General features: G+C 39.5%; 29 protein-coding genes. 13 read left to right on the plus strand and 16 right to left on the minus strand.

All coding sequences use genetic code 11. The features are described from left to right. Positions 1–495: 495 nt before the first annotated feature. The 3 genes from CZ382_RS12015 to CZ382_RS12025 are packed head-to-tail and all read left to right on the plus strand — an operon-like array spanning position 496 to position 3,332. Positions 496–1,248: an ABC transporter ATP-binding protein gene (locus CZ382_RS12015; protein WP_088051466.1), complete on the plus strand. Its 753-nt coding sequence runs from the start codon at positions 496–498 to the stop codon at positions 1,246–1,248. Positions 1,249–1,259: 11 nt separating this feature from the next. After that, entirely contained in the window at positions 1,260–3,125 is a 1,866-nt protein-coding gene (locus CZ382_RS12020; RefSeq protein ID WP_088051467.1) for an FtsX-like permease family protein, read from the plus strand. Positions 3,126–3,140: 15 nt separating this feature from the next. After that, positions 3,141–3,332, plus strand: coding sequence for a hypothetical protein (locus CZ382_RS12025; protein WP_088051468.1), 192 nt, complete (start codon positions 3,141–3,143; stop codon positions 3,330–3,332). Between the two features lie 136 nt (positions 3,333–3,468). Here the strand turns inward: CZ382_RS12025 and CZ382_RS12030 are convergent, their stop codons facing one another. The 14 genes from CZ382_RS12030 to CZ382_RS12095 form a co-directional block, all read right to left on the minus strand. Then, positions 3,469–3,711: an ATP-binding protein gene (locus CZ382_RS12030; RefSeq protein WP_200809525.1), complete on the minus strand. Its 243-nt coding sequence runs from the start codon at positions 3,709–3,711 to the stop codon at positions 3,469–3,471. 396 nt (positions 3,712–4,107) lie between these two features. Beyond that, on the minus strand, positions 4,108–4,614 hold the full coding sequence (locus tag CZ382_RS12035; protein ID WP_407701322.1) for a GNAT family N-acetyltransferase: 507 nt from the start codon (positions 4,612–4,614) through the stop codon (positions 4,108–4,110). Between the two features lie 375 nt (positions 4,615–4,989). Further along, complete coding sequence (locus tag CZ382_RS12040) at positions 4,990–5,448, minus strand: ASCH domain-containing protein (protein WP_088051471.1); 459 nt, start codon at positions 5,446–5,448, stop codon at positions 4,990–4,992. A 146-nt stretch (positions 5,449–5,594) separates the two neighbouring features. Then, positions 5,595–5,801 (minus strand): hypothetical protein, encoded by a 207-nt coding sequence (locus CZ382_RS12045; RefSeq protein WP_088053461.1) that lies wholly within the window; start codon positions 5,799–5,801, stop codon positions 5,595–5,597. 194 nt (positions 5,802–5,995) lie between these two features. Further along, positions 5,996–6,289 (minus strand): type II toxin-antitoxin system RelE family toxin, encoded by a 294-nt coding sequence (locus CZ382_RS12050; RefSeq protein WP_088051472.1) that lies wholly within the window; start codon positions 6,287–6,289, stop codon positions 5,996–5,998. Further along, complete coding sequence (locus CZ382_RS12055; RefSeq protein WP_088053462.1) at positions 6,273–6,551, minus strand: hypothetical protein; 279 nt, start codon at positions 6,549–6,551, stop codon at positions 6,273–6,275. Before CZ382_RS12055 ends, CZ382_RS12050 begins: the two co-directional genes overlap by 17 nt. Before the next feature lie 221 nt (positions 6,552–6,772). After that, positions 6,773–7,198: a putative toxin-antitoxin system toxin component, PIN family gene (locus tag CZ382_RS12060; protein ID WP_088051473.1), complete on the minus strand. Its 426-nt coding sequence runs from the start codon at positions 7,196–7,198 to the stop codon at positions 6,773–6,775. Beyond that, positions 7,182–7,445 carry an AbrB/MazE/SpoVT family DNA-binding domain-containing protein gene (locus tag CZ382_RS12065; protein ID WP_088051474.1) on the minus strand — a complete coding sequence of 88 codons (264 nt, stop codon included), beginning with the start codon at positions 7,443–7,445 and terminating at the stop codon, positions 7,182–7,184. The genes CZ382_RS12060 and CZ382_RS12065 overlap by 17 nt, the downstream gene beginning before the upstream one ends. 176 nt (positions 7,446–7,621) lie before the next feature. Beyond that, positions 7,622–7,834: a hypothetical protein gene (locus CZ382_RS12070; protein ID WP_088051475.1), complete on the minus strand. Its 213-nt coding sequence runs from the start codon at positions 7,832–7,834 to the stop codon at positions 7,622–7,624. 40 nt (positions 7,835–7,874) lie between these two features. After that, positions 7,875–8,636: an HAAS domain-containing protein gene (locus CZ382_RS12075; protein ID WP_088051476.1), complete on the minus strand. Its 762-nt coding sequence runs from the start codon at positions 8,634–8,636 to the stop codon at positions 7,875–7,877. Between the two features lie 4 nt (positions 8,637–8,640). Further along, positions 8,641–8,985: a PadR family transcriptional regulator gene (locus CZ382_RS12080; protein ID WP_188724864.1), complete on the minus strand. Its 345-nt coding sequence runs from the start codon at positions 8,983–8,985 to the stop codon at positions 8,641–8,643. Positions 8,986–9,300: 315 nt separating this feature from the next. Then, positions 9,301–10,494: an MFS transporter gene (locus CZ382_RS12085; protein WP_088051478.1), complete on the minus strand. Its 1,194-nt coding sequence runs from the start codon at positions 10,492–10,494 to the stop codon at positions 9,301–9,303. Between the two features lie 204 nt (positions 10,495–10,698). Next, positions 10,699–12,378 (minus strand): dihydroxy-acid dehydratase, encoded by a 1,680-nt coding sequence (ilvD, locus tag CZ382_RS12090; RefSeq protein ID WP_268811325.1) that lies wholly within the window; start codon positions 12,376–12,378, stop codon positions 10,699–10,701. A 545-nt stretch (positions 12,379–12,923) separates the two neighbouring features. Beyond that, the gene (locus CZ382_RS12095) at positions 12,924–13,778 is read right to left on the minus strand and encodes a MurR/RpiR family transcriptional regulator (RefSeq protein ID WP_088051479.1); all 855 of its coding nucleotides are present in this window, start codon (positions 13,776–13,778) and stop codon (positions 12,924–12,926) included. Between the two features lie 133 nt (positions 13,779–13,911). Here CZ382_RS12095 and gnd point away from each other — a divergent pair, with 133 nt between their 5' ends. From gnd to CZ382_RS12110, 3 genes are all read left to right on the plus strand, one after another. Then, on the plus strand, positions 13,912–14,808 hold the full coding sequence (gene gnd, locus CZ382_RS12100) for a phosphogluconate dehydrogenase (NAD(+)-dependent, decarboxylating) (protein WP_088051480.1): 897 nt from the start codon (positions 13,912–13,914) through the stop codon (positions 14,806–14,808). Between the two features lie 86 nt (positions 14,809–14,894). Continuing rightward, positions 14,895–16,238 carry a GntP family permease gene (locus CZ382_RS12105; protein WP_088051481.1) on the plus strand — a complete coding sequence of 448 codons (1,344 nt, stop codon included), beginning with the start codon at positions 14,895–14,897 and terminating at the stop codon, positions 16,236–16,238. A gap of 87 nt (positions 16,239–16,325) precedes the next feature. After that, positions 16,326–16,712 carry an FGGY family carbohydrate kinase gene (locus CZ382_RS12110; RefSeq protein ID WP_088051482.1) on the plus strand — a complete coding sequence of 129 codons (387 nt, stop codon included), beginning with the start codon at positions 16,326–16,328 and terminating at the stop codon, positions 16,710–16,712. Positions 16,713–16,721: 9 nt separating this feature from the next. Here the strand turns inward: CZ382_RS12110 and CZ382_RS12115 are convergent, their stop codons facing one another. Both CZ382_RS12115 and CZ382_RS12120 read right to left on the minus strand, forming a co-directional pair. Further along, entirely contained in the window at positions 16,722–17,234 is a 513-nt protein-coding gene (locus tag CZ382_RS12115; protein WP_088051483.1) for a DoxX family protein, read from the minus strand. Positions 17,235–17,436: 202 nt separating this feature from the next. Further along, positions 17,437–18,867: an amidase gene (locus CZ382_RS12120; RefSeq protein ID WP_088051484.1), complete on the minus strand. Its 1,431-nt coding sequence runs from the start codon at positions 18,865–18,867 to the stop codon at positions 17,437–17,439. A gap of 461 nt (positions 18,868–19,328) precedes the next feature. Between CZ382_RS12120 and gdhA the strand changes: the two genes are divergently transcribed. From gdhA to CZ382_RS12160, 7 genes are all read left to right on the plus strand, one after another. Beyond that, positions 19,329–20,711 carry an NADP-specific glutamate dehydrogenase gene (gdhA, locus tag CZ382_RS12125; RefSeq protein ID WP_088051485.1) on the plus strand — a complete coding sequence of 461 codons (1,383 nt, stop codon included), beginning with the start codon at positions 19,329–19,331 and terminating at the stop codon, positions 20,709–20,711. Between the two features lie 390 nt (positions 20,712–21,101). Then, the gene (locus tag CZ382_RS12135) at positions 21,102–21,824 is read left to right on the plus strand and encodes a hypothetical protein (RefSeq protein ID WP_088051487.1); all 723 of its coding nucleotides are present in this window, start codon (positions 21,102–21,104) and stop codon (positions 21,822–21,824) included. 14 nt (positions 21,825–21,838) lie between these two features. Continuing rightward, the gene (locus CZ382_RS12140; protein ID WP_088051488.1) at positions 21,839–22,567 is read left to right on the plus strand and encodes a hypothetical protein; all 729 of its coding nucleotides are present in this window, start codon (positions 21,839–21,841) and stop codon (positions 22,565–22,567) included. Between the two features lie 16 nt (positions 22,568–22,583). Beyond that, complete coding sequence (locus CZ382_RS12145; RefSeq protein WP_088051489.1) at positions 22,584–22,979, plus strand: GntR family transcriptional regulator; 396 nt, start codon at positions 22,584–22,586, stop codon at positions 22,977–22,979. A gap of 3 nt (positions 22,980–22,982) precedes the next feature. Continuing rightward, positions 22,983–23,879: an ATP-binding cassette domain-containing protein gene (locus CZ382_RS12150; protein WP_088051490.1), complete on the plus strand. Its 897-nt coding sequence runs from the start codon at positions 22,983–22,985 to the stop codon at positions 23,877–23,879. Then, positions 23,854–24,780: an ABC transporter ATP-binding protein gene (locus CZ382_RS12155; protein WP_088053464.1), complete on the plus strand. Its 927-nt coding sequence runs from the start codon at positions 23,854–23,856 to the stop codon at positions 24,778–24,780. The genes CZ382_RS12150 and CZ382_RS12155 overlap by 26 nt, the downstream gene beginning before the upstream one ends. Continuing rightward, positions 24,773–26,002 (plus strand): ABC transporter permease, encoded by a 1,230-nt coding sequence (locus CZ382_RS12160; protein WP_088051491.1) that lies wholly within the window; start codon positions 24,773–24,775, stop codon positions 26,000–26,002. Before CZ382_RS12155 ends, CZ382_RS12160 begins: the two co-directional genes overlap by 8 nt. The last annotated feature ends 178 nt before the right edge of the window (positions 26,003–26,180 follow it).

Consider the following 26,180-nt stretch of genomic DNA (forward strand, 5'->3'; position numbering starts at 1 on the left):
CACGTCCGGCTCCAGCGCCCAGCGGCTAGTATGCAACACCCGCCTTCGTACGATAAGTCAACATCGACTCGGGTAAGAAGGAAGGCCGACTAAAAGCGGACTTTGCGTCCAACGTCGGCATACCCCTTTTGCAGGGGCATGTTTCCTTTATCTCCTACGGCAGGAATGTTCGGTTAAAACCGCCGCTTTGCGCAGCAACACCGAACCACCCTGCTTGGCAGGGCGCAGCATATACGCCGCTAACCGGGCACTTGCGCCTTTGTTCACTAGGGTAGGCTCATTTTAAACATTCTATACGTTTTCTACAACTATAATCGTCATGACCCAGTCAAAATGGGGCATCTATTTTCAAAGAAAATTTTCATTGGGATTATAACTATGACCCCTAATATCCTATCCTTACAAAACTGTAAGACTACTGAAAGAAAAACAGATATTACTTTCGTATGTAGATGGTTAAACTAGCAATAGATCATTTATTTGGAGGTTATTGTAATGAATCAAGCCGTTGTTAACGTACAAAACGTTCATAAAGTTTTTGGCAAGAAAAACGAAAATCAATTCCATGCACTGAAAGGTGTTTCGTTTGATATTCAGAAAGGTGAATTCGTCGGGATTATGGGGCCTTCAGGAGCTGGGAAAACAACACTATTAAATGTTGTTTCCACTTTGGACAAACCGACCGATGGCACAATTGAAATTGCTGGGACCAACATTACGTCGATGAAACAAGGCCAATTGGCAGACTTCCGGTCAGAGCAGCTCGGCTTTATTTTTCAGGATTTTAACCTGCTAGAGAACCTAAGCATCTATGAAAATATTGCATTGCCATTATCATTGCAAGGTGTTCCATCACGAAAGATTAAACCAAGTGTCGTGGAAGTAGCAAAAAAACTTGGCATTGAGGCTATCCTGGAAAAATATCCTGTTACGGTTTCAGGTGGACAGAAGCAGCGGGCAGCAGCAGCCCGGGCATTAGTACATGAGCCGGCCATTATTTTAGCCGATGAACCTACAGGGGCACTGGATTCCAAAAGTGCAAAGAGCATGATGGAAGCAATGCTCCATTTGAATGAAAATCACGGAGTATCGATCATGCTTGTAACGCACGATCCACTTAGTGCCAGCTATTGCGAACGAATTTTATTTATCCAAGATGGTGCATTATATAAAGAAATTCACCGTGATGGCAACCGAAATGAATTTCATCATCAAATTCTCGATGTACTAGCTGAATTTGCAGATTAGGAGGACCTGAAATGTTATTAAAATTATCATTTTCCAGCATGCGTAAAATGTTTAAAGACTATCTTGTGTTATTGTTCGGACTAACTATTTCGATAGCCATCTTTTATATGTTTGAAACGCTAGCACAAAACAAGGCTTTTCTGGAATCAAACGCCATGATTAGTTCCATTGTTTTTATCTTTCACGTCGGTACATTTATATTGGCGTTCATTACGTTATTTTATATCTTTTATGCGACATCATTTATGCTTTCCATGAGACAAAAGGAATTAGGGATGTACATGACCCTCGGTGCTAAAAAGCATAAAGTCGCCCAGTTGATGTTCTTTGAAACGTTCTTTATCGGCATTATCTCGTTGGTTGTCGGAGTAATCGTTGGAGTTGGATTCGCTCAAGGAATTGCAGGATTACTGATGGATCAGCTTGATTTTTCCGGTGAAGGGTTTCACGCGCTTTATAAATCATCTGTCATCACAACGGTTATTTTTTATGTAGCTTTATTTTTACTGACTTCCATTGTCAATGCCATTAAGATATCTAGTAAATCTGTATTGGACTTGCTTCATGCAGAAGAGAAGCATGATCAGGTAAAGGCAAAAGGCGGAAGAACTATTTTAGGAGTTATTTTTGCCGTGATTCTTATTGGCGCAGGGTATTACGCGATGTTTAACATGGCGCAACTGGCACAATTCGGTGTTATTCTAGCAGCGATCACGATCACGCTTGGTACGTACCTGATGTTTATTTCGCTGTTACCGTATTTGATGAAAAAGGTAAAAGGGATTCGTACCCTTAATGAAAAAGGGATTAATTCATTCACATTCGCCCAATTGCGTTTCCGGATGGGGAACTTAACAAAAGTGCTTGGAACAGTCGCAATGCTTGTAGCACTTGGACTAGGAGCAATGACGGCAGGTCTTTCATTTTACAACAACGTGGAGCTGCAGGCGTCGATGTTTCATGGAAACGACGTTACGATTCACCAGCCAACAGAGAAAGATATACAGGCCTTAAACAACATGAACACCACGGAGGAAAACACGTATCATTATAAAGTAGATGATAATGGGGTTTATTTTCTCAAAAAGGATCTACTCGATCATCCGCCGCTGATAAAGCAATTTAACCCGGAAACGTTAGAAATGCCAGAACCAAAACGGGTTGCAACGGACCTTCCAGACGCGCAATATTCGAATAGCGGAGCGGAGGGAATGAAGAATATTCCGGATCCATGGAGTACCGCCCTGTCAACCGAACTACGCGCTGACTTCCAAATGTTTGGCGATCGTGATATTTTCATTGTGGACCAGGCTCATTATCAGAAGGTAACCACCGCCGAGCAAAAAGTTGTGGTGGCGCGTGTTGCTGATTTCATGGCGTATCTGCCGCAATTGGAGAAAATCGAAAAGCGTCAGCAACAATTGGCTGCATCCTACACAGGTGAACCTGGACTCGAAATGGCCGGCGGAAGTAAATTCGCTGATTACATGGCGTATAAAGGGATCGCCAGCGGAACCATTTTCATGGGATTTTTCCTTGGAGTTGCTTTTCTGATGATGATGGCAAGTGTACTAATGTTTAAACTATTGTCCAGCGCTTCTGCTGATACGCATCGCTATAGTATGTTGCGAAAAATTGGCGTTCGAAAATCATTGTTAGTGAAATCGATTTATAAGGAATTATTTCTATTGTTCCTCTTCCCGGGCTTAGTTGGACTCGTACACGTGTTAGTCGGCATGCAAATGTTCAGTTTCATTCTAGTGGAACCATATACAAAAATCTGGTTGCCAATTAGTATTTTCATTGTTATTTACGGCGTCTATTATTGGCTGACGGTACAGATGTATAAGCGGATTGTATTGCCGAGGGAAGCTTAAAGGGGAAATAATGGAATGGAACAGTTCACGTTTATATTAGCTATTGTATCTCTAGGATTAGCGATAAGTATCTTTATAGGAAACATTCTATCAAATGGATTAGGCAAAGCATTTAATACAAAAAGTAAATCATCAAAAGTAATGTTCATTTGTTTCCTGGTCTATGTGATAAGTTTTGTTTTTTATATTTTTATCGGCAATAATTAGCACTAGAGAAACAAGTGCAATGGTATTTAGTTAAACCATTGCACTTGTTTTGTCTCGGCTTAGTTTCGCTCTAAGTTCCCCCTTTGTTCTGTGAGCGCTTCTTTCGTTCCAAGCTCCCTTCCTTCGTTCCGCAATATTATTTTTCAACGTCAAATTTGGGGTTTCTTGAATAACGTGTTTCCTTAATGTTTTTAACATTAATGACACTTGGCAGCTTACCAGGACTATGAACTTCCAGACGATCATTGAACATTTTTATCTTAATATCATCTCCATGGATATTATAGGCACGATGTGTTAAAGCATTAATTTCGCCTTCTTGCCAAGCAAATGGCGGGTACTCAGGGACCTCGACAAACCTGCCTGACTCTCCATCCAACGCTGTAAATTCTCGCTCGTCGGTAGTCTTCGGTGGGAAAGTTCCCGGGGAGGGAGGTGTAGCCAATGGACATTGTTAGTGCACTAACGCTTAAGATTTCCTTCGGGATGTTAATAGCATTTATCGTTTCTGATAAAAACCATAAAAAATAATCCCTCATGCACTCTAGCAGGTATGTGAGGGATTATTTTTATCTCGCTGCCTACCCCTCTTGACGGGGTTTTCAGTCTATTGCGACCGCTCCATGTAGCAGCATGGGCGGTCTTTATTAGTGTATGCACTTATTATCTTTCTATGTTAATTAGACCACTACATCAATGTTTGTACACATTTTATTTATTTTTACCTTTTTGTTATCAAAAAATCTTTCTTTTAGCGCGTTCGTTTGCGAAATAATCATATTTGTCGAGAATATCTCAATGAAATGAAATTCTCTCCTTCTTCATTTCCATACCCTTCTTTTTCATATTGAAATTCAAAGCCTTTAGCTTCATAGAAAGGAATTCCTTTTTGATTTCCTTTCTGAACAGATACCCACTGTTCAGTAGCTCCAAATCCTTTTTGCTGATTTGTAATTGCATCCAATATTTTTGTGCCTATACCTTCATTTCTTCTTTCAGGGTCCAAATATAATACAAATATTTCACCTTTATCTTCTTCAATCATACCGCCACCACCAGCACCAAGTACCTTTTTATTCTCCACAGCCACAAAGTAACCACCCCAATATTTGTTTGAGACAGTCACTTCCTTTGAAATTCGATAGGTGTTATAAAACTCTTTAATGATCCTATTTATATATTCTTGCGGATGTGAAACACCATATGTTGCCCAATATCCATCCGTACACACTTTTACTATTCCGTCTATGTGTCGTTCGTCTGCTTTTATAACCCGTATCACTGACTGCATAATTTTACCTCCAACCCGCGGAGTGTTTATTTTTTTAAACTTGTGGTATTCAGCAATTTAGTCCGTTAATGGAATGCTTATTGTAAATGAAACTAATTTATTGTGACGAAACAACTTATGTTATAACCCAACAGTTGCACCTATTTCAGGTTAAATTTGCCCTGGATGTTTATAAGCTACTTGTCCCGTAAACCTTATTCACCTATCCACAACCTCTTCACATGATCTAAAAGCTTTTCTATGTCTAAGATAATCCACCATGAAGAGTCCAGCCCCCATGACAAAGGATTTCTTAAGTGGATCATTTTTGGCATTGCCCACGGAGCACTATTCCGGAAAGATACCCAACACCTGAGAAAGAGCTTTTCACATATTCTTCACATCCACTAGTTCAAAACGTTCACAAACCAAGAGCATATCTTCCGTAAATTCACGTCCAATTGCATTTAATTCACTTCTAAAAAATGTTTCATGTGCTTTCCACCAGTATTGGTAAGTTCTATCTCCTTCACCTTCTGCAATAGCGAACTCTTCCGTAACTTCATTCATAGGAGTTAGCGTAACCTCTACCGTCTTAATAATTGCTACAGGTTTGTTGTAGCTGTTTAAAATAATACCGTAATCCTCTGTTGTTGGCAGCGATTCATTCTCCAGTTTGTAAAAAATATATCCTGAACATGTTGCAGTTTTAATGCCATCTATCACCAACTGTGCAAGATAATCAGGATCCTCTCCGAATTGCCATGCACTAACAGACTGGGGATGATCATGATGATCATGATCCTTCCAAAATTCATTCCAGTACACCTGAGCCGCTTGATTCATAGTCTTTCATACACATCCTTTATTTTAGTAACATATATCAGATTTAGTTTAAGCAATCTAAAATCTTATTAAAGTGAATGTACTAATAATACATTTATAGGCTCCGTCCCTTATTCCCTTTTTGTGCTCATTTGGGAAGATACATGCTAATAATTTCTATTTTCAATGTCCATTTGAACTTTTTGAACCCAAGCGTGCAGCATTAGACCTATTGCACTCCAAATATTAAAAACTGCGGCAATGATTAACAAAACCCAATGTAATAGCTCTGGTAACGGTGTAGTCAGGCTTATTATTAAGGCACTATTCCCAATTAATAACATTGATAACAGTAAAGGAAAGTTCTTTACCATTATTTTACTCCCTTGTCGTTTTCCGCAATATATTTCCATAATCTGGACCAAAAAACCAAGAAAGTACACAATCTTATTCCATTCTTGCACTCGTTTACAGATTTTAACAACATAAAAAGGGCGCATTAAGAATCTGTCCTCGGATTTTTATCCCGCTTACCCATTCTAATGGAGGTTCAATTTCTACTATCTTATTATTTTCTTTTCCAATAAACATTTTCTCTCTTATGTTTAATGCCATCAATCCTAACAACAGATTCTTCTTCATTAACCTCAAATACTAGAATTACTTGATATAAACCAAGTCTTACCCAATAACCCTTTAAAGTCCCATTAGGTATTTGTTTTGCAGTCAAAGTGGGCACATATGATAATCGTTTATAAGCATCCGAATATATCCGTTCCTTAACTTCTGGAGGATAAGCAAGTATATTACTCAATTCATCGAGGGCGGTTTGTGACCAATAGACATTATAAGTTTTGTTCACTTTCAAACTCCTTGATTTTGTTTTTGAGATACTTCAGTCCCTTTTCTTGATCATAGATGCGTCCATTAGCACGATCTTCCCGACTTTTCTGTACTTGACGAATAAGTTCTTTGTCCTTAGAAAAAAGTTCTAAATCCATTTGATCAATGGCTTCTCTTTCCCGTTTCATATTCAGATAACCGATAAAATCATATACCTCAGCCGTATCTTCTTCGTGAATAAAGTCAATTAGCCGTTTTAGTTCTTCACGATTAACACTCATTTTAAACACCGCCTTGTTATTTGCTAAAACCATTATACCACCTGAATTAATTATTTCTAGAACCCGTCCTTACGTCAAACCCGTTTATGGAAAATCTTTGTTATAACTAAGCATTTGAAATTAATAAATACTGCTGTTTTCTATGTATTGCTCTTCTTATTTTCAGGCATAGGGATCCTTATTAAAATAATTTGCCTTTCTGGAGAAAATAAATTCTTTGTTTATGTAAAATCACGAAGAAAGTCAGATGGTGAATAGAGGGTGAAATATTCCTTAATTTCATCAGTATGGAAGTCTTTATCTCCAGTTATCAAAATATCAGGTTCAGCAATTACAAGTGAAACAAGAATAGGAATATCCTTTTCATCACGAATATCAGGAATTGAATATGGCCTATGATCAGAAGGAGTATAAGTTAATTCAAATTCAAGTGTTGTTAAAAATTGATCCCATATATTCACCTTATTTGGAAACTTTTTATTAATCACCCTCGATACTTCAGTAATGGAATAACTACAAATAACTAATTGATGATACTCAATTATATATTCAAGTAACTGGCTTGATATAGATTTTTCGGAAAGGACAGCGGAAATGAGAATATTTGAATAAACAAATACTCTCATGGTTTCATTTTTTACGCTCATTCCACATGTCCTCCCTGACCTTTTCCAATTCAGCTTGTAAATCTTCTTCTGTAATGCCTTGATTCTCAGCTTCTTGACCAATTTCTTTTTGTAATTCACGCAAAGCCAAAATACTGGCCTTTGTAATAACGATCCTACCATTATCCTCAATAAAAGCTACACGATCTCCTACATCCAGCTTTAATTTTTGTCTAATCGTTTTTGGTACTGTTACCTGCCCTTTAGAACTAATTCTTGATACTTCCACAATTATCACCTCTTTATATTCCTTACATTCTTTACTTCTTTACATTCATTATATCACAAATAGACGTTTCAAAACATATTTGTCACATTCTTAAGGCTTTCCTAAGGATATTCCCTATCATAGGAGAATCCATATAATGTCCACCGATTTTGTAATTTAGTTTTTTCCTCTCAGAATTATGATACTAATACAGTTACTACAAAAACCAATACCCATCCAAAAATATATTGCCGTTTGATTTGTTCCATACTTGGCGCAGCAAAATGTATATAAAACAATTGAAAGATAAAACCGATTAATATAAAAATGAATGCAATCTGGCTTGATTTCCCAATTTTTGCTTGCCCTCTTTCATCTTTTCCTTCCATCACTACAAAACTAAAGATCATTGGTTGGTCTTTCTAAACAAAAAAACCAAGCCTTCTTTCATTATCCTGATGTTTTATTCATCTTGCCTACAATGAACAGATAAATACCGATACCGCCAAAGCTGACAACTGTACTTAAAACTAGAGCCAGCTCCTTGTCCATCGAGGTCTGACTAAACAGATAATCCGGCAGTAGTAATAATAAAAGAAAAATCGGCAGCACCCATGTTTTTGCCCACCAAGACACGGCGATCAAAAAAATAGCGGTAACAACAGCTGTCAAAATCGTACCTGTTGTGTCGAAGTGAATTATCGGAGTTTCAACGGACCGATCTAAATGAATCAATCCGACAAACAAGGCTATTGGAACGAACCCTAACACAGACAGCACAGCAATCTCTTTCCACCTTGAAAGCTGATTTCCAGCGATATACTTAAACGCAGTATAGAGACCAACTATAAGAAGGCCAGCTATAATAACATGACCTATCAATTCAAGTAATGAATAGGAAAGTGTACCCTCCAACAAATCTTTAGCTAGTGTAAAGGAAAATGCTCCAAAAATGATAATTACCGCATACATTATCCACGATTTGTAATCAACGGGCATTTCATCTGATAGCTGTTCCATATATTCCTTTGGCGAATGTCCGACTATTTTTTCAGTCGATTTTCCGTTTTTCTCCGCTTCCATCAAGTGGACTTCCAATTCCTCCACAATTTCTGCAATTTCATCTGAATCCTTTCCACTGGAAAATAAATATACCCGTAAGTCTTCCAAGAATTTTCTGCTCTTAGAGGACAGTTGTGGTTTTTTATTCACCCCATCACTCCCTTTCCTGATTGGTTACTGTTTCATGTTTCAGTACTCGATTAACGTTCGTCTGTAAATAATTCCACCGTTCAAGGAACTTTTCCAGCTCCTGTTCTCCTTTTTTTGTAAGTGAATAATATTTTCGCTTTGGACCGGCTGTTGATTTTTTCCGAGTGGATGTCACAAATTCTTCTTTCTGCATCCGCAACAAGAGAGGATAGATTGTTCCTTCACTAAGTGAGTCAAAACCGTACAGTTCAAGCTGTTCTGCCAGCTCATAGCCATATACCTCTCTATCCTTAATAATTGCCAACAGACAACCATCCAAAATTCCTTTCATCATTTGCGTTGTTGACAAAGATTTTCTCACCTCACATATACCTTGCATTACAAGTTATATATGTATTATATATCTGCATAACTTGTAATGCAAGGTATTTTTTATAATAATTTACAGACCCGTGTTAAGCCCCTTTTATCACCCACTTTTGCAGGGATTTTGAATAAATTGGAGGTCACCGGTGCATTAGGGCTGTCCGTTCTGGAATTATTTTCGTCTTTATCATCGACCTCCATTTTCTGCATGCCGTTATCCTGCAGTCAATTATACTTAATTTAGTATAATAAAAAACCCGGTAACCGTAATTAAACCTGTCCCCGGGCTATTGCAAGATCATTTGATCGCTCGTTTCCGCGATTTAATTAATAAGAACATATACAGTAACATCGACAGCATAACCGATCCTGCTGCGGTTGCGTAAATTGTTCCATATCCAAACATAAATGCTAACTGTCCAAATACCATTGCACCAAGCCCGACTCCCAGGTCAAAAAAGGAGAAGAACGTTGCATTGGCCATCCCTTTACGGTTATCAGGTGCTTTGTCCACAGACCATGCTTGAAGTGCCGGCTGAACACTGCCAAAGCCAAGTCCATATATTGCACCAGCAATGAGCATAACCGTTAGATTTGGTAGCCAGCATAACAAAATCATGGCAATAAAAATGAGAACAGTACCTGGCAGAAATACAAATTGATGACCTTTTGTATCATAAATCTTGCCAGCAAATGTTCGAGAAATCATCAGGAAAAGTGCATACATCAGGAAGTACAATTCAATTCCCTCGATACCCTTTTGTGCTGCATATAACGGAAGAAATGAGGCAATCCCGCCAAATGTTACCGTAATGAAGAATAACAGTACCGATGGCTGTAAGGCTGTTTTTTCAAAAATGTCAAACTTGACCGTTGTCGATTTATCTGGTGATTGTTCCACTTTTTTGTAGCGGATCCTTGATGATAATAAAAACGCTACTAACCCTAACGAGGAACAGATCAGGAACAATTCTTTAAACGACATGACACCGACAAGCGTCAAACCAAGTGATGGGCCAAAAGCAAGTGCCAGATTTCCGGATAACCCGAAATAGCCCATCCCCTCCCCACGGCGCTTCGGTGGAATAATGTCAGTGGCAATTGTACCTGTCGCCGTTGTGGAAAATCCCCAGCCGATTCCCTGTACCATTCGCATGATAAATAAAAATACAATACTGCCAATAAAAGCAAAGGAACCAACAGATAGTACAAAAATAGCCAGCCCCAGCATATATACAAATTGTCTGCCTTTTGATTCCAATGCATGCCCGGCGTACGGCCGAAGCAGCAGTGCCGAAAATGTAAAAATACCGGTAATAATACCAATTAATTGATCACTGCCCCCCAATTCCTTTACAAATAACGGGATCGTAGGCAGTGTCATTTGAAATCCTAAAAATATAAAAAAATTAGCCAGACAAACAAGGACAAAGTCGCGCGTCCAAATTTTATCTGGAATAGTAGCTGTTTGCGTATTTGCTTGTGTACTCATGTAAGCCGTCCTTTCTTCGATACTCGAAGTATATTATACATGAGCAGATGGACAAATGGAATGGTTAATGCTTAAAATAATGCTTTTTCACGAGGAGTTCGAATTAAGGCTAGCGGCATCAAGTAAATGCCGCTACACTACACTAATGAAAAACAGAATAAGCACACTAGCCGCTAAACGGGCGCTTGCGCCTTTGTTCTTTCATTATATTTTCATAACCCCACCTGTATTTGCGGAAGTTACAAGTTTGGAATAACGGCCAAGCCATCCTTTTTTCACTTTTGGCTCGAATCCTTTCCAATTTACTTTACGTTTTTCAAACTCTTCATCAGAAATTTCTAGATTAATAGTACGATTATTTAAATCAAGTTCGATAATATCGCCATCTTCTACAAATGCAATTGGTCCACCTTCTGCCGCTTCTGGTGAGATATGACCAATGGAAATACCTCTTGATGCACCAGAGAAACGTCCATCGGTAATTAAACCAACTTTCGCACCTAAACCACGACCAACGATCTGTGAAGTTGGAGCAAGCATCTCTGGCATTCCAGGCCCACCTTTAGGACCTTCATAGCGGATGACAACAACATGTCCTTCTTTTACTTTACCAGATTCAATTCCCTCTAGCGCTTCCTCTTGGGAATCAAAGCAGATTGCTGGACCACGGTGATATCCACCAACTTCCGGATCTACTGCACCTACTTTAATGATAGCACCATCTGGAGCAAGATTTCCAAACAATACGGAAAGTCCTCCACGTTCAGAGTGTGGATTATCTAAGGCATGGATAACATCTGTATCCAAAATTTCTGCCCCCGCAACCGTTTCACGAATTGTTTTGCCAGAAACACTTAGACAATCCCCATTAAATGCATATGGTTTTTTAAGTAGTTCATTCACAATGGCACTGATTCCACCTGCCCGATGAACATCTTCTATATGGTAATCGGATGCTGGAGCAACCTTAGCTAGATGTGGAACACGATTAGCTACCTCATTGATTCGTTCAATTGGATAGTCCACTTCTGCTTCCTGAGCTAAAGCTAGTGTATGTAATACCGTATTCGTTGAACCACCCATTGCCATATCTAACGCGAAAGCATTATCGATTGCCTCTTTTGTAATGATATCACGTGGTTTAATATCCTTTTTAATTAATTCCACCAGTTGTTTTGCAGATTTTTTAACAAATTCTTTACGTTCTTCAGCAACAGCCAGGATCGTACCATTTCCAGGAAGTGCAAGCCCAATTCCTTCTGCCAAACAGTTCATAGAATTCGCAGTAAACATTCCAGAACAAGACCCACATGTTGGGCAAGCATTTTGCTCTAATTCTAGCAATCTAGCTTCATCAATTTTACCAGCTTGATAGGCTCCAACACCTTCAAATACAGATGATAGAGAAAGTGGGTTACCTGCACTGTCAGTACCCGCCTTCATTGGCCCGCCACTAACAAAAATGGACGGTATATTTACTCGTAAAGCTCCCATTAACATTCCTGGTGTAATTTTGTCACAGTTAGGTATACAAACCATACCATCAAACCAATGTGCATTTGCCACGGTTTCGACCGAATCGGCAATAATTTCACGGCTCGGTAAAGAGTATCTCATTCCGATATGTCCCATTGCGATCCCATCATCAACACCAATCGTGTTCATTTCAAATGGAATACCACCGGCTTCGCGAATTGCTTCCTTCACAATTTTACCGAATTCTTGTAAATGTACATGTCCAGGTACAATATCTATATACGAATTTACCACTAAAATAAACGGCTTATCCAAATCTCTCGTTTTTACCCCTGCGGCATGTAGCAGGCTGCGATGTGGTGCACGCTCGACTCCTTTTTTGATCATATCACTACGTAATTGTACCAATTTGAATCCTTCTTTCTAAAACCTTTATTTCTATTCATAAAGGTTTTTAAACTTTTTCTTATTTTAACACTTTTATTAGCACCAGTGTAGACCAAGTGCAAAATTTTCGGTAGATTTGCGAATTTTGTCGAAAAGCAGTTAATAGGGCGGGGCAATGAGGACAGGTACCTTGGCTCATTTAAAAAGACAAGATTAGGCCAGTGCGTCTGTCTCTTTGTCCCCTTAATTATATAAGGCTAAAATTCAGGTAATTTCTCACTAACCTCTACCAGTGTTTTAATTATGAATTCCAATTAGGTTACTTTACATTTTTTTAACACGGAGGGACGGGTAGCGGGGATTCTGAGCTATTAAAATGAGGCTTTTTCAATCGCTTTTTCGAAACAACGTCCAACTTTTTAAATGACTTTTGAAATTGTTTCGATGTATCAATCAGGTACATTATTCATCCTCATTTAGCCACTTCAATGGGATTCTTGGGGGTTCCCTGGTGATTGCTATTGCAAAACCCTTTTTAGGTTTTGTTTGCAGCATTTAACTTCCACCTACAACCGCTTCAACGAAATCGCCTTCCGCATATTTTGCAATGCTTCCTTCCCCTTTTCCTTTGTTGCAATCATTACATTCGTATAAAGCGCATCAATAATACTGAGCTGGGCAATTCGTGACGATAACGCTTCCGAACGGAAATCTGTTTCCTCAGCGACCGTGTATAGTGAAATATCCGCTTCTTTCGTTAACGGTGATTTCGCGAAGTTGGTAATACTGACTGTTTTAACTCCCTTTTCTTTTAAAACCTGCAAAACATCAAGCATATCCTTTGTGGAGCCCGAGTGGGAAACTAGTACAGCAACATCTCTATCCGTTAATTGCGACGCCGACATAAGCTGCATGTGGGAATCAAGGTTTGCATTTACCTGAAGACCACTGCGGATAAATTTATGATAGGCATCAAGTGCTACTAGTGCCGACCCCCCATTTCCAAAAAACTCCACCTTCTCCGCTGCCAAGATCAGGCCAACAGCCTGTTCGATAGCATGACCATCCAATATGTACAATGTATCTTCCAGTGTTTTGATATTGGAACGAAAAACCTTTTCAGAAACCGTTGCAATACTATCTCCGTTGTTAATTTTTTCATGAATATCCTTCATTGGTGTTACAATTTCCGCTGCCAGAGCAATCTTTAGTGCCTGATATCCCTTAAAACCGATTCGCTGACAAAAGCGAAATACCGTTGATTCCGCTACATCTAATTCATCTGAAACCTGATTGATCGTATGATGAATAATATTTTGGGGATTATCTAAGATGTAGTCAGCGATTTTCTTTTCCTTATCTGTAAATTTGGCATAGTTGCTTCTAATACTTGCTAAACCGTGCTGATGTGCGTTATCCATTAACCGTTCCCCTTACTTTTATAATCTAGGTCTATTATAAGGGAAATAAACATTTTTTAAAGTATTGCTTACGGAAAAATATTTGATATAATTGATCTAATACGAAAAAATATTCTTCCAAGAGGAGGACATCATGAAATTAGGAATGGTTGGCCTTGGCAAGATGGGCCTTAACTTAGCATTAAATTTAGCCGACCATGGCCATGAAATTGTTGGCTATGATACCAATTCAACTGCAGCAGATAATATCGAACAAAAGAACTTTCAATTTCAAGGATCACTAGAAAAGCTTGTGAAAGTGCTTCCGTCACCTAAAAAGATTTGGCTGATGGTTCCTGCTGGTGATATCACAGAGTCAGTAATTAATCAACTTACGCCACTGCTAAATGCTGGTGACATATTGATTGATGGTGGAAACTCAAACTATAAAGACACGCTCCGTCGCGGAAAACTGCTTCAGGAAAAAGGAATTTTTTTCTTTGATTGTGGTACGAGTGGTGGTACAGATGGTGCAAGGCAAGGGGCATGTACGATGATTGGTGGTGATGCTGAAAAGTTTCCTGAAATCGAGCAGCTCTTTAAGGACGTATCTATTGAGAATGGTTACCTTTATACGGGGAAATCTGGAAGCGGCCACTTTTTGAAAATGGTTCATAACGGTATCGAGTATGGGATGATGCAATCGATTGCCGAGGGATTTGAAGTTTTGAACAAAAGCGATTTCGATTATGATTATCAAAAGATCGCAAATGTCTGGAATCATGGATCCGTTATTCGTTCGTGGCTGATGGAATTAATGGAACATGCTTTTTCCAAAGATGCAAAACTTGCTGATTTACGTGGTGTGATGAATTCATCCGGGGAAGGAAAATGGACGGTCGAATCCGCACTTGATTTCCAAGTTGCAGCTCCAGTTATTGCATTATCCTTAATGATGCGTTATCGGTCTCAAGAGGATGATACATTTTCCGGTAAAGTCGTTGCAGCGCTCCGGAATGAATTCGGCGGTCATGAGGTAGTGAAGAAGTAGCAACTAGCCGGATAACTATTTATACATACATCCGGCTTCCTATAAAAAGCTAAATGAAAGCGTTTAAGACAGAGGGGGAAAATGAAATGTCAGGTCCAACATTAATTATTGTGGCACTTGCAAGTATATTCTTGTTATTATTCTTGGTTATCCGTACAAAGTTGCACGCATTTGTTGCTTTACTGCTTGTAAGCTTATTAGTCGGCATTGCTGCTGGAATGCCACTAAGCGGCGTTATTGAGTCAATTGAAAGCGGGATGGGCGGAACACTTGGATTCGTGGCCGTTGTTGTCGGTCTTGGTGCAATGTTTGGTAAAATGCTTGAAATTTCCGGGGGAGCCGAACGATTAGCGCAAACGTTAATCAACAAATTTGGGGAAGATAAATCACAATGGGCTTTAGGTATTACTGGATTTATTGTTGCCATTCCTGTGTTTTTCGATGTCGGTTTTATTATTTTAGTACCAATTATTTATGGTTTGGCTAAAAAAACGGGGAAATCCTTACTTTATTATGGGATTCCTTTATTGGCAGGGCTAGCCGTAACCCATAGCTTTATTCCGCCAACGCCGGGGCCGATAGCTGTAGCCAAATTAATTCATGCAGATTTGGGTTGGGTTATTTTATTCGGAGCTATTGCAGGGATTCCCTCAATGATCATTGCCGGGCCAATTTTCGGTAAATATATTGCAAAAAAGATTCATGCTGATATCCCTGACTATCAAAAAATTGAAGAACAGGAATTTGATCAGGAATTACCGAGCTTCGCAATGATTGCATCTTTAATTTTTATTCCACTAGTTTTAATCTTGGCAAATACATTATCAGGCGTTATCCTTGACGAAGGAAATACAATCAGAAGCATTTTTACCTTTTTGGGACATCCGTTTGTCGCTCTAACCATTGCAACACTATTAACATTCTACTTCCTGGGAGTAAAACGCGGTTATTCAAGAGAATCCGTTCAGGATATCGCAACAAAAGCATTGGAGCCAGCTGGTATTATCATTTTAGTAACCGGTGCTGGTGGTGTATTTAAACAAGTATTAATTGATTCAGGTGTTGGTGATGTGATTGGCGATATGATGGTAGGTTCTGCATTACCGCCAATCCTGCTAGCATTCCTGATTACCGCATTTGTACGGATTGCTCAAGGTTCCGCAACCGTGGCGATGGTAACCGGAGCCGGCTTAATGTCGCCATTATTCGATACACTTGGCTTATCAGGGCCTGTCCTTGGCTTAATGGTAATTGCAATTGCAGCAGGGGCAACGATTGCTTCCCATGTGAATGATTCCGGATTCTGGCTTGTTAACCGGTACTTTGGACTAGATGTAAAAGACACATTAAAGTCATGGACGATAATGGAAACGTTAATTGCTTTAGTAGGCTTTGCGGTAGTATTTATATTAAGTTTATTTATTGGCTAATATAAGGAGAAGAAGGAGCCGCTTTATTGTTCCTTTTTTTTCTGTTACAAATTAGGAGGCACATCAATGAAACAATAATCTCTCTATTTGGGAGTAGACATTGGTACGACGAGTACGAAAACTGTTTTATACACGAAACAAGGGGAGGTTGTATCAACTAACACGATAAATTACCCATTACACACACCAAACCCATTAGTTGCCGAGCAAAATTCGGATGAGATAGTTAATGCCGTTGCGGGAACGATAAGGGAAACAATTAAAAGTATTTCAAAAGATGAATTGGCATTTGTTTCCTTTAGCGCTGTCATGCATTGTCTAATCGCGGTTGACCGGACCGGAGAACTATTTACAAACAGAAAGTTAAGAGGAACCACGTTAGCATTTTACTTGTTTATTTATTCGGTGAGCTTAATTGTTCAAGTGATATTTGCAAAAAAAAGCCGGGTCAGGACTATATCCCGAACCAGCTAATTTAAAGCTTCAAACAGGTAAAACATGTTTTTTGCCTTTATCCTTTTTTACTCTGTTGTGGTTTTTCAGGAAAGGAATGACCCATCGATCCAGCCCGTATCTTCCTGCATTATGCCCGGCAACGAGGATGAAGATGGTCAGGAGAATCATTAATCCATTGGTGCTCACTGTACCACTGAAGAGAAACGCGAAATTCATTGTAATGCCCATCAATGCTGCAAAGTTCGTAAATATTCCAAGGATTAACGCAATCCCTACTAAGAGTTCTCCCCACATAACCAAAAAACTAAAGAATCCGGCATTTGGCAGTGCAACACCTTCCAGAAATGCTGCCCACCATCCTTGCACAGCTGGGTGTTCCCCACCAGCACTGGCAATTGCGCCTTGGAGAAAGCCGCTTGCATCAAACCCGCCAGTAATTTTTTCCAACCCTCCGATTATCCAATGATACCCCAGATATACCCGAAGAAATACCAACACTCCTGCAACAACTTTATTATGACGAATGAAGTCCATAAACATGATACCATCTCCTTTATACTTGTTCAATGATTCACATGAATAATTAAACTATATCTTTACTACGTCTATATCATAACATAAAATTTAAATATGATAATTATTTTGTTCAATACTTCACAAATTGGCAATAAAGTTGTGACAAATAATCGAATAATGAAAAGACACCCTTGTAAAGGCGTCTTTTCATTCCCCTTAACATGTTTTAAGCCTTTACCTCACTCAGATCCGGTACACGAAATCCGCCGACAATCTCTTCATATCCGCGACTTGCCCTTAGTACCAGCCCGTCCGCAAACCGGTTTGCAGCAATCTGCATACCGACTGGCAAGCCATCTTTCGTAAATCCTGCCGGTATCGATGCTGCTGGCAATCCCGTCATATTATAAATATGCGTCATCATCCAATCTGAATCTGCTTCGATTTGTTTCCCTTGAATCGTTTCAGGCCCAAGCAACTGATAATCAAAAGCAGGTGTTGCAAGTGTCGGTGACATAATCAGGTCATAATCGTTAAAATAGCTTTGCAATACGTTCCAAACGGTTGACCGTTTCGTCTGATAATGAATGTAATCACTCGTTGTTACAGAAAATCCGCGTTCAATCATTGTCTGATAGGACGGGGTGATTAATTCCGGTGTTTTCTCAAGGATTTCCTTTCCACCAGCTGCTGCGGCGGCATACCACATATTTTTGAAAAAGCCGAGAAATTCATGTAGCGTCATACCAAAGTCCAGTGAAACCTCTTCTACCTCACAACCTAATGCACGCCATTTCGCCAGCTGCTCGTCCATTATCTCCAAAACTTCCGGTTCAACTGTATACATCCCAAAATCTTTTGTATACGCTATTTTCATCCCATCTAAAGGGCCTTTCATCTGCTCAAGGAGATTTTCATCGAATACAGGCAACGAGAATGGATCAGTGGTTGATGGCCCCTGTGTTACGTCAACAAACAATGCTGCATCCTTAACCGACCTAGTCAATGGTCCATGATTAACGAATGGATTAGTTGAACCAAACACATTAGTTAAGTTGTTGTCCATGGGAATCCGTCCATACGTTGGTTTAAATCCATATATACCGCAAAAGCTAGCCGGAATCCGGATCGAACCGCCACCATCACTGCCTTCCGCGAGCGGTACCATGGCAGCTGCAACCGCTGCTGCGGAACCGCCACTTGACCCGCCAGCAGTTTTCGTTATGTTCCAGGGGTTTTTCGTTGCCCCAAATAAGGTGTTATCCGTCGTACCTTTGTGGCCAAAGTCAGGCGTATTTGTTTTACCAACAATGATTGCACCTGCAGCTTTTAGACGACTGACAATAGTTGCATCCCGTTCTGGAATATTTTTTGCATAAAGCTTTGTACCAAAAGATGTTCGAATACCTTTTGTCGGTGTTAAATCCTTAATTGCCACTGGAACGCCGTGGAGCGGCCCTAATTCTCTCTGATTAAAAACCGCTTTTTCCTTCCTGACCGCCTCCTCCCGTGCCTCTTGGTTCAGAGTGACAATTGCATTTATGTCGAGGTTGTATGTATCTATTCGTTGCAGATAATAATCCATCACTTCGACTGGGGAAAGGCTTTTATCCCTGATTTGTTTAGCTAACGAATAAGCTGTTGTGTTTTTTAACACGTCGATCCCTCCATTGTTCGTACATATTTCTATTGTTAGCTTAGCACTTTTATCAATTTTTCTCTAACTATTCAAAGCTATAACAACCATATTTCCTAAATTGTGTAACTATTTGATCTATTATTCTTGCAATTATTATAAAAATGCTGTAAAATGTATACTTATAATAAAAATATTCCATTGATTTCTCAATTATAGCTCCGTAAAAGCCATTGCTGAGCTATGATCCCGCTACTATACCAAGTCATACCAGCGAAAAGTTTTATAAGAAAATGTCAGAAAGTCTTCAAATGAGCACGGCAGACTTTTTGCACACCATTTTCAGCATTACTCATTGACACACCATCTTTTACGATTAGTTTAGACTTATCTTCACATGTATGTTCAGCTTTGAACGTGTTCCATCATTTGTACGGATGGATACACTATTTTTTTACGTTATGAATGAAAGGGGAAACGATATGATAACCACTCAAAAAGTCAAGGATGATGCCGTACAACATGCATCTGATTATGTTAATACCGTATTTCAAAAGATTGAAGAAAGGAATCCTGGTGAAATTGAATTCCATCAGGCTGCCAAGCACATATTTTCAGCATTGATTCCGGTATTCGCAAAAAATCCCAAATACATAAAAAACGGGGTATTAGAGCGTATTTCTGAACCGGAAAGATTCATTACCTTTCGTGTGCCGTGGGTTGATGATAACGGGAACGTTCAAGTAAATAGAGGATTTCGGGTTCAATTCAATTCGAGTATCGGTCCTTATAAGGGCGGCACTCGGTTTCATCCGACGGTAAATGCAAGTATTATAAAATTTCTCGGCTTTGAACAGATTTTCAAAAACGCCTTAACCGGTCAGCCGATCGGCGGAGGAAAAGGTGGAGCGGACTTTAATCCAAAAGGAAAATCAAACAATGAAATTATGCGTTTTTGTCAAAGCTATATGACCGAGCTTGCCAATTATATTGGTCCGAATGTTGATATTCCTGCAGGCGATATCGGTGTAGGTGCAAGAGAAATCGGTTTTATGTTTGGCCAGTACAAACGAATGCGTGGAACATACGAACCTGGTGTGCTTACCGGAAAAGATGTTCGTTTCGGTGGAAGTTTAGTCAGACCCGAGGCAACAGGTTATGGTTTAATCTATTTTGTCGATGACATGATGCAGGATCATGGGCTTCACTTAAAAGGAAGCAAGGTGGTGGTCTCCGGTGCCGGCAATGTAGCGATTTATGCGATGGAAAAGGCAATGGAATTAGGTGCCAAGGTAATAGCATGCAGTGATTCCACAGGCTATATTTATGACGAGAAGGGCATACACATTGAGACGATAAAACGGCTTAAATTGGATGAGGATGGCGTTATCTCTACATATATTGATATCCATCCGCATGCATCATTCCATCAAAATGGCGAGGAAATATGGACGGTTCCATGCGACATCGCCTTACCTTGTGCAACCCAAAATGAAATTGATGCCGATGCTGCACGTGTTTTAATCAAAAATGGGATAAAGGTAGTTGCAGAAGGGGCAAATATGCCGTCCAATCAGGAAGCTATCGATTTGTTTAATGAAAGCCATATACTTTTCGGGCCAGCAAAGGCTGCCAACGCTGGCGGAGTAGCTGTATCGGCACTGGAAATGGCACAGAACAGTATGAAGTTGTCCTGGCCATTTGAAAAAGTTGATGCCAAATTGCACGAAATTATGCTAAATATCTACCGTAATAGTGTTAGTGCTGCCGAAGAATATGGACATCCCGGCAATTTGGATGTCGGTGCCAATATTGCCGGATTTCTTAAAGTAGGCGATGCGATGATTCGTGAAGGTGTTGTCTAAGCTGACGTTATAATTTCCTGTATGATATATAACTGATAAGCTATTTTGGGAGTGGACCACATGAAAAGTTGGCGTGAAAAGCGTAAGGGGAGGAGACGAAGACACAAAGAAAAGTCCAATTTCTGGTTTTCGCTTTTGGACCTGATAACTGATATCTTATTTTGGGTGCCTGAGCTGCTCCTTTTCCTGTTACGGATGATGATGTTGTTGTTTAGAGGAGTTTCAAGGGCGTTGAAACATTTATTTGATTGGTAGAGTTTAGAGGTGCAAAAACACTGTTTTTGCTTCCTCTATTTATTTTTTTTAAAATCACTTGACTTTATCACCGTCCATACATAAACTGTATATAAACACATACACAGTATAACAGTTAAAAAAGGGGGATTCCTCATGCAAGATTGGAAACAGGCATTTCGTTTGGCAATGTTTGAGTTAAAAGCATCTAAGGGAAGTTTTTTAGCCTTATTCTTATTTTTCCTTTTAATGTTGTTTTTTTTCAAAACTGTATTGGACTATGATTTGGATAAAAAGACGGGAATTTTTGATATCTTTGTCTTCTACATCTTCTCGTCTTTCATGATGTTGGTCGTGAAGAGAAAAGGTTTTCAAATTGCCAAAATCAATGAAGATGTAATAGCTTCTCCTTCATTCGTCATGCTGAGCCAGCTGGCGATTAAGAAGGATACGATTATCAAAAGCAGATTCATTATCCATTTTGTTTATTCATTTCCATTCCAGCTCGTTTTCTTAATTTGCCTGTATCCTTTAACACCAGGGATTCAGCATGCACTACCGGTTAGTTCCTACATTGGTTTGGCGGTGATTTGGCTGTCATTTAGTTTTTACTTTGGATACGGCTTTCCTGCAAGTGAAGCTGGTATCAAGGGAACAGTAAAGGCAACCATTTTGAGTTACGCGATGATCATGGCAGGATTACTTATCATTATTTTCATTCCGATTTTATCGGGATACAGCATTTTTTACTGGACCATTATCCTCTCCCGGAATTGGCCGTTGGCATCAAGTCTGGTATCGATCATTCTGGCAATTTTAGGGGTTATCTATTGGATGCACTATGCACGTAAATCAATAGAAAAATTTGATTATTTATAGAAAGGAGGATTCCTATGCAAGACTGGAAACAGGCTTTGCGATTGGCAATGTTTGAGTTACATGCGTCAAAATACGTGATTTTCTTTTTAGCAGTTATTTTATGCTTGGCACTTTCGTCTATTGTGACGGGTTTCAGCTCCTATTTGGAAAAGAATTATGCGGGAATCGAATTTACTTTTTTCATTATATTTTCAGCAATAATTTTGATCTGGGTAAAACCAAAAGATTTTCAACTTAATCAAGTTAACGAGGATGTCATGGCTTCCCCTTCATTAATCATGTTACATCAACTTGCCGTTAAAAAGGATGTCATGATAAAAAGCCGATTCATTGTTCATTTTTGCTATTCATTTCCTTTTCAACTGCTGTTTTTGATTTTTTTCTATGCTTTATCACAAGAGCTGCAACATGTACTGCCGGTCGGTTCCTATCTTGCTTTTTCCATCATTTGGCTTTCATTTAGTTTTTATGCAGGATATTTTTTTATGGCAACGGATGCAGGTACAAGAAATGTGAACAAGATTACAGCAGCTCTGTTTACATTTATATTTGCTATCGGAGTGATGTTTCTCTCCGCTACCATCCAGACCATTTCCGGTCACGGTATTGTCAATTGGACGATCATTTTCGCACAAGAATGGCCGCTTTTGTCGAGCATCATCTCCGTCATCCTAGCAGTACTTGGATTCAGCTACTGGCTCCATTACATGCGGAAAACAATGGATTTGGTCGATTACCTATGAAAAGGAGGAGTGTGCCGTGGAACTGCCGATTCGTCTGTCAAAGGATTCAAGAGAGCCGATTTACCATCAAATTGAGAACCAGTTAAAAGCATTAATCGCCGGTGGTCATTTAGTTGCGGGTACACCATTGCCTTCGATCCGGGCACTTTCCAACGATCTGGAAATAAGCATTATCACGACGAGAAGGGCTTATCAGGATCTGGAGCAGCAAGGCTTTATCCGAACAACCCAGGGAAAGGGTACATTTGTCGCGGAAATTGCGGATGAAAAAAGGCAGCAGGTGAAGATTTCCTCCGTATATCAGACGATTGAAAATGCTGTCGATACCGCCATTCAGTATGACTACTCATTGGATCAAATTAAAGAAATTTTTCTCGAAATTATCGACACTTATAGGAAGAAAGGAGAATAATTGATGAACAGCTGGTTAGAGATCACACAATTACAGAAAAAAATAGATGATTTCCATCTCGGCCCGATAAACTTGCAGATCGAACCCGGGACAATTACTGCTTTAGTTGGCAACAATGGCTCAGGTAAAAGTACATTACTCAAATTAATCATGAATCTGGCAAACCCGGATATGGGCAATATTAAAGTTTTCAACAAATTTGTCTATGGACAGGATGAATCATGGAAGGACAAGATCGCGTATCAGGCACAAACACCGATCGGTTACAATCCTTACACTGGCAATCAATTAAAGTCGTTAATTGCCCCTTTGTATCCAAACTGGGATGACACATTATTTGTGGACATGGTCCATTCATTTGATATCCCATTGCATAAACGATATGGGAAGCTGTCTCAAGGTGTCCAGCAAAAGTTAAATCTAGCCTTGACAATTGCCCGAAACACCCCATTATTACTGCTTGACGAGCCAACATCCTTTATGGATATTCCATCAAAGAAACGGCTGGTGGATATCTTGGTTGATTGGATGGATCGCGGTGATCACGCGATTATCTTTGCCGGTCATCAGGCTGAAGATATCATGAAACTCGCGGACTACTTAACCGTATTACGCAACGGAACGATGGTTGGCACATTTGAAAAAGAAGAACTGACTGCAACTTATATGCATTATTGGCTGAAGGAACCACTTGGAAAAATGTCGATTCCTGGAGAAATTTCCCGGGAAATAAAACAGCTTGTTTCCAATCAACCCGCAGCAACCGAGCAATTTTTCCATGAAAATAACGTTGCATGGACGGATCGCAAAGCACTTGATTTGGATGAAATCATTACGTATTTATTACAAGAGGGGAAGGACGGATATATTAATGATGGAAACGATGTTATCGGTTCATGATTTAGGCAAGTCCTTTAAAAACAAACAGATTATCAGCAACATCTCCTTCGATGTAAAAAAAGGAGAAATCATGGCGATTTTGGGTCCAAATGGTGCAGGGAAATCAACTACGATACGCAATATTATGGGGATCATGTATCCCGATGAAGGAACGATTTCCTTTCAAGGGCACAAAAGTATTCCACGCCACAAAATCGGTTATTTACCGGAGGAACGTGGATTATATAAAAATGTAAAGATTATGGATATCTTGCTTTACCTGGCAGAACTAAAAGATTACCCATTAAAAAAAGCGAAAGAACGCGCACTTCGTTATTTGAAAAAATTCAACCTGGAGGGGAAAGAGAATACCTCAGTTGAAGAACTTTCAAAGGGGATGGGACAAAAAGTACAATTTATCGCTTCAATCATTCACGAACCCGAGCTGCTTATCTTGGATGAACCATTTTCAGGACTGGATCCAGTCAGTCAGGAGCTATTTAAAAATGAAATTCGCAATCTTGCTGAAGATGGTACAGCCATTCTATTATCCTCCCATCAGATGAATTTAGTCGAGGAAATGTGCGATCGGCTGTTTATGATTCATCACGGGCAAAAAATCATTTATGGCAATATGGACGAGGTTAAAGAAGAATATGCGAATTTCAAATGCACCATTCGTGGGAAAAATGATCACACTATATTGGAACAATTGCCTGAAGTCCAGCGCGTAGAACAGCAAGATGATACATCCATTCTTTATTTAACCAAAGATGTTCACGTGACGAGCTGGCTAAAGCAGCTGCCGGACGATTTGAATATCCTGGAACTGGCTATTGACCGGATTTCGTTACATGAAATTTTCATTGATATTGCGACAGACAAGAACTTACTGCAGGAAGAAGGTGCCCTTTATGCGTAATACACTCAAAGTTGCCAAGTGGGAAATCAAACGGAATATGAAAAATAAATCATTTATCATCTCGTTGTTCTTGACACCAGTTCTTTTTCTATTCTTCTTTATGCTGCCAAGTTTTTTTGATGATTCAGATGAGGATGCTGGAACACAGGTATTTGTGAAAGATGAGTTAGGGGTATTTGATCATGTAAAGAAAATGGTGGAGCAAAACGATCTGTTGACCTGGGATTTGCACAAGACAGATTTGGATCAGGCGGGAATAGAAAAACAGCTTGATTCTGAGGAAAATGCCGCTTATATTTCATTAACACAGTCAGCGCTCGAAAATGGGAAAGTTAGTGTTCTTACTAGTGAAGATGTAGATGAAAATTTTATGAATGAGGTTCGTTTTTTAGAGGAGCCGCTAAATCAATTGCGGATCCAGCAACTCGGGCTTTCCGCTGAAGAAATGGAAGTCATATCCCGCGGTGTTGTCTTTCAAACAGTAGATGTTAATACGGCTGTAAAGGAACACGCAACTTCTGATGAAGGTGGAATCGTGCTTAAACGTATTATCCCAGGTGCATTTGCCGGAATTATTCTGCTATCGATCATGTTTACGGGTATGATGATTTTCCAAAGCGCTTCACAGGAAAAGAAAGATAAAATTGCAGAAATCGTGTTATCGTCATTAACACCGGAAGAATTAATGCAAGGGAAGATTCTTGGTTATTTCGTACTTGGGATCACGCAGGCTGTCGTCTTTATTGCATTTGCATTACCTGCTGTTATTTGGAAAACGGATATCCCGGTTATGGACTATTTACTCGTTCCGGAAATTCTCCTTTTAGTTGGTATCGCCATTTTAGGCTATCTATTGTTTGCCTCCCTTTTTGTCGGGATCGGTGCTACAATAGAAGACATTTCGACATCAGGAAATTTTCAGGGAATCGTACTCATGCTGCCATTTCTGCCATTTATCTTTATTGGACCTATTTTAAATGATCCAAGCGGGCTGATCGCGCAAATTGGTTCCTATATCCCATTTACCTCACCTGGTGTATTGCTCTTGCGTCTTTCGCTTCTTGAGGAATGGCCATGGACGGAAATTGTGATTGCTGTAGCGATTTTAATAATAAGTGTCTGGTTATTTATGAAACTGGCAGGGAAAATATTTAAGACTGGTATTTTAATGTATGGCAAGAATGCTACACCGAAAGAAATTTGGAAGTGGATTCGGGCATAAAAGTAAAAGCGGGGGGGGAATCGCTTCCATTGAAACTGATTCCATCATTCAACCAAAATAGGACCACTCATTTTTTCAACAAGTTGATGTATTTCAATTTATCATTATATCGGGTTGAATTACTATTTAAATTGCGTATTCTTAAAAATGATAGTACACAAAATGACTCTGGCAGGAA

The sequence above is a fragment of the Virgibacillus dakarensis genome, assembly GCF_900155625.1.
GTDB classification, from domain to species: domain Bacteria; phylum Bacillota; class Bacilli; order Bacillales; family Amphibacillaceae; genus Lentibacillus_C; species Lentibacillus_C populi.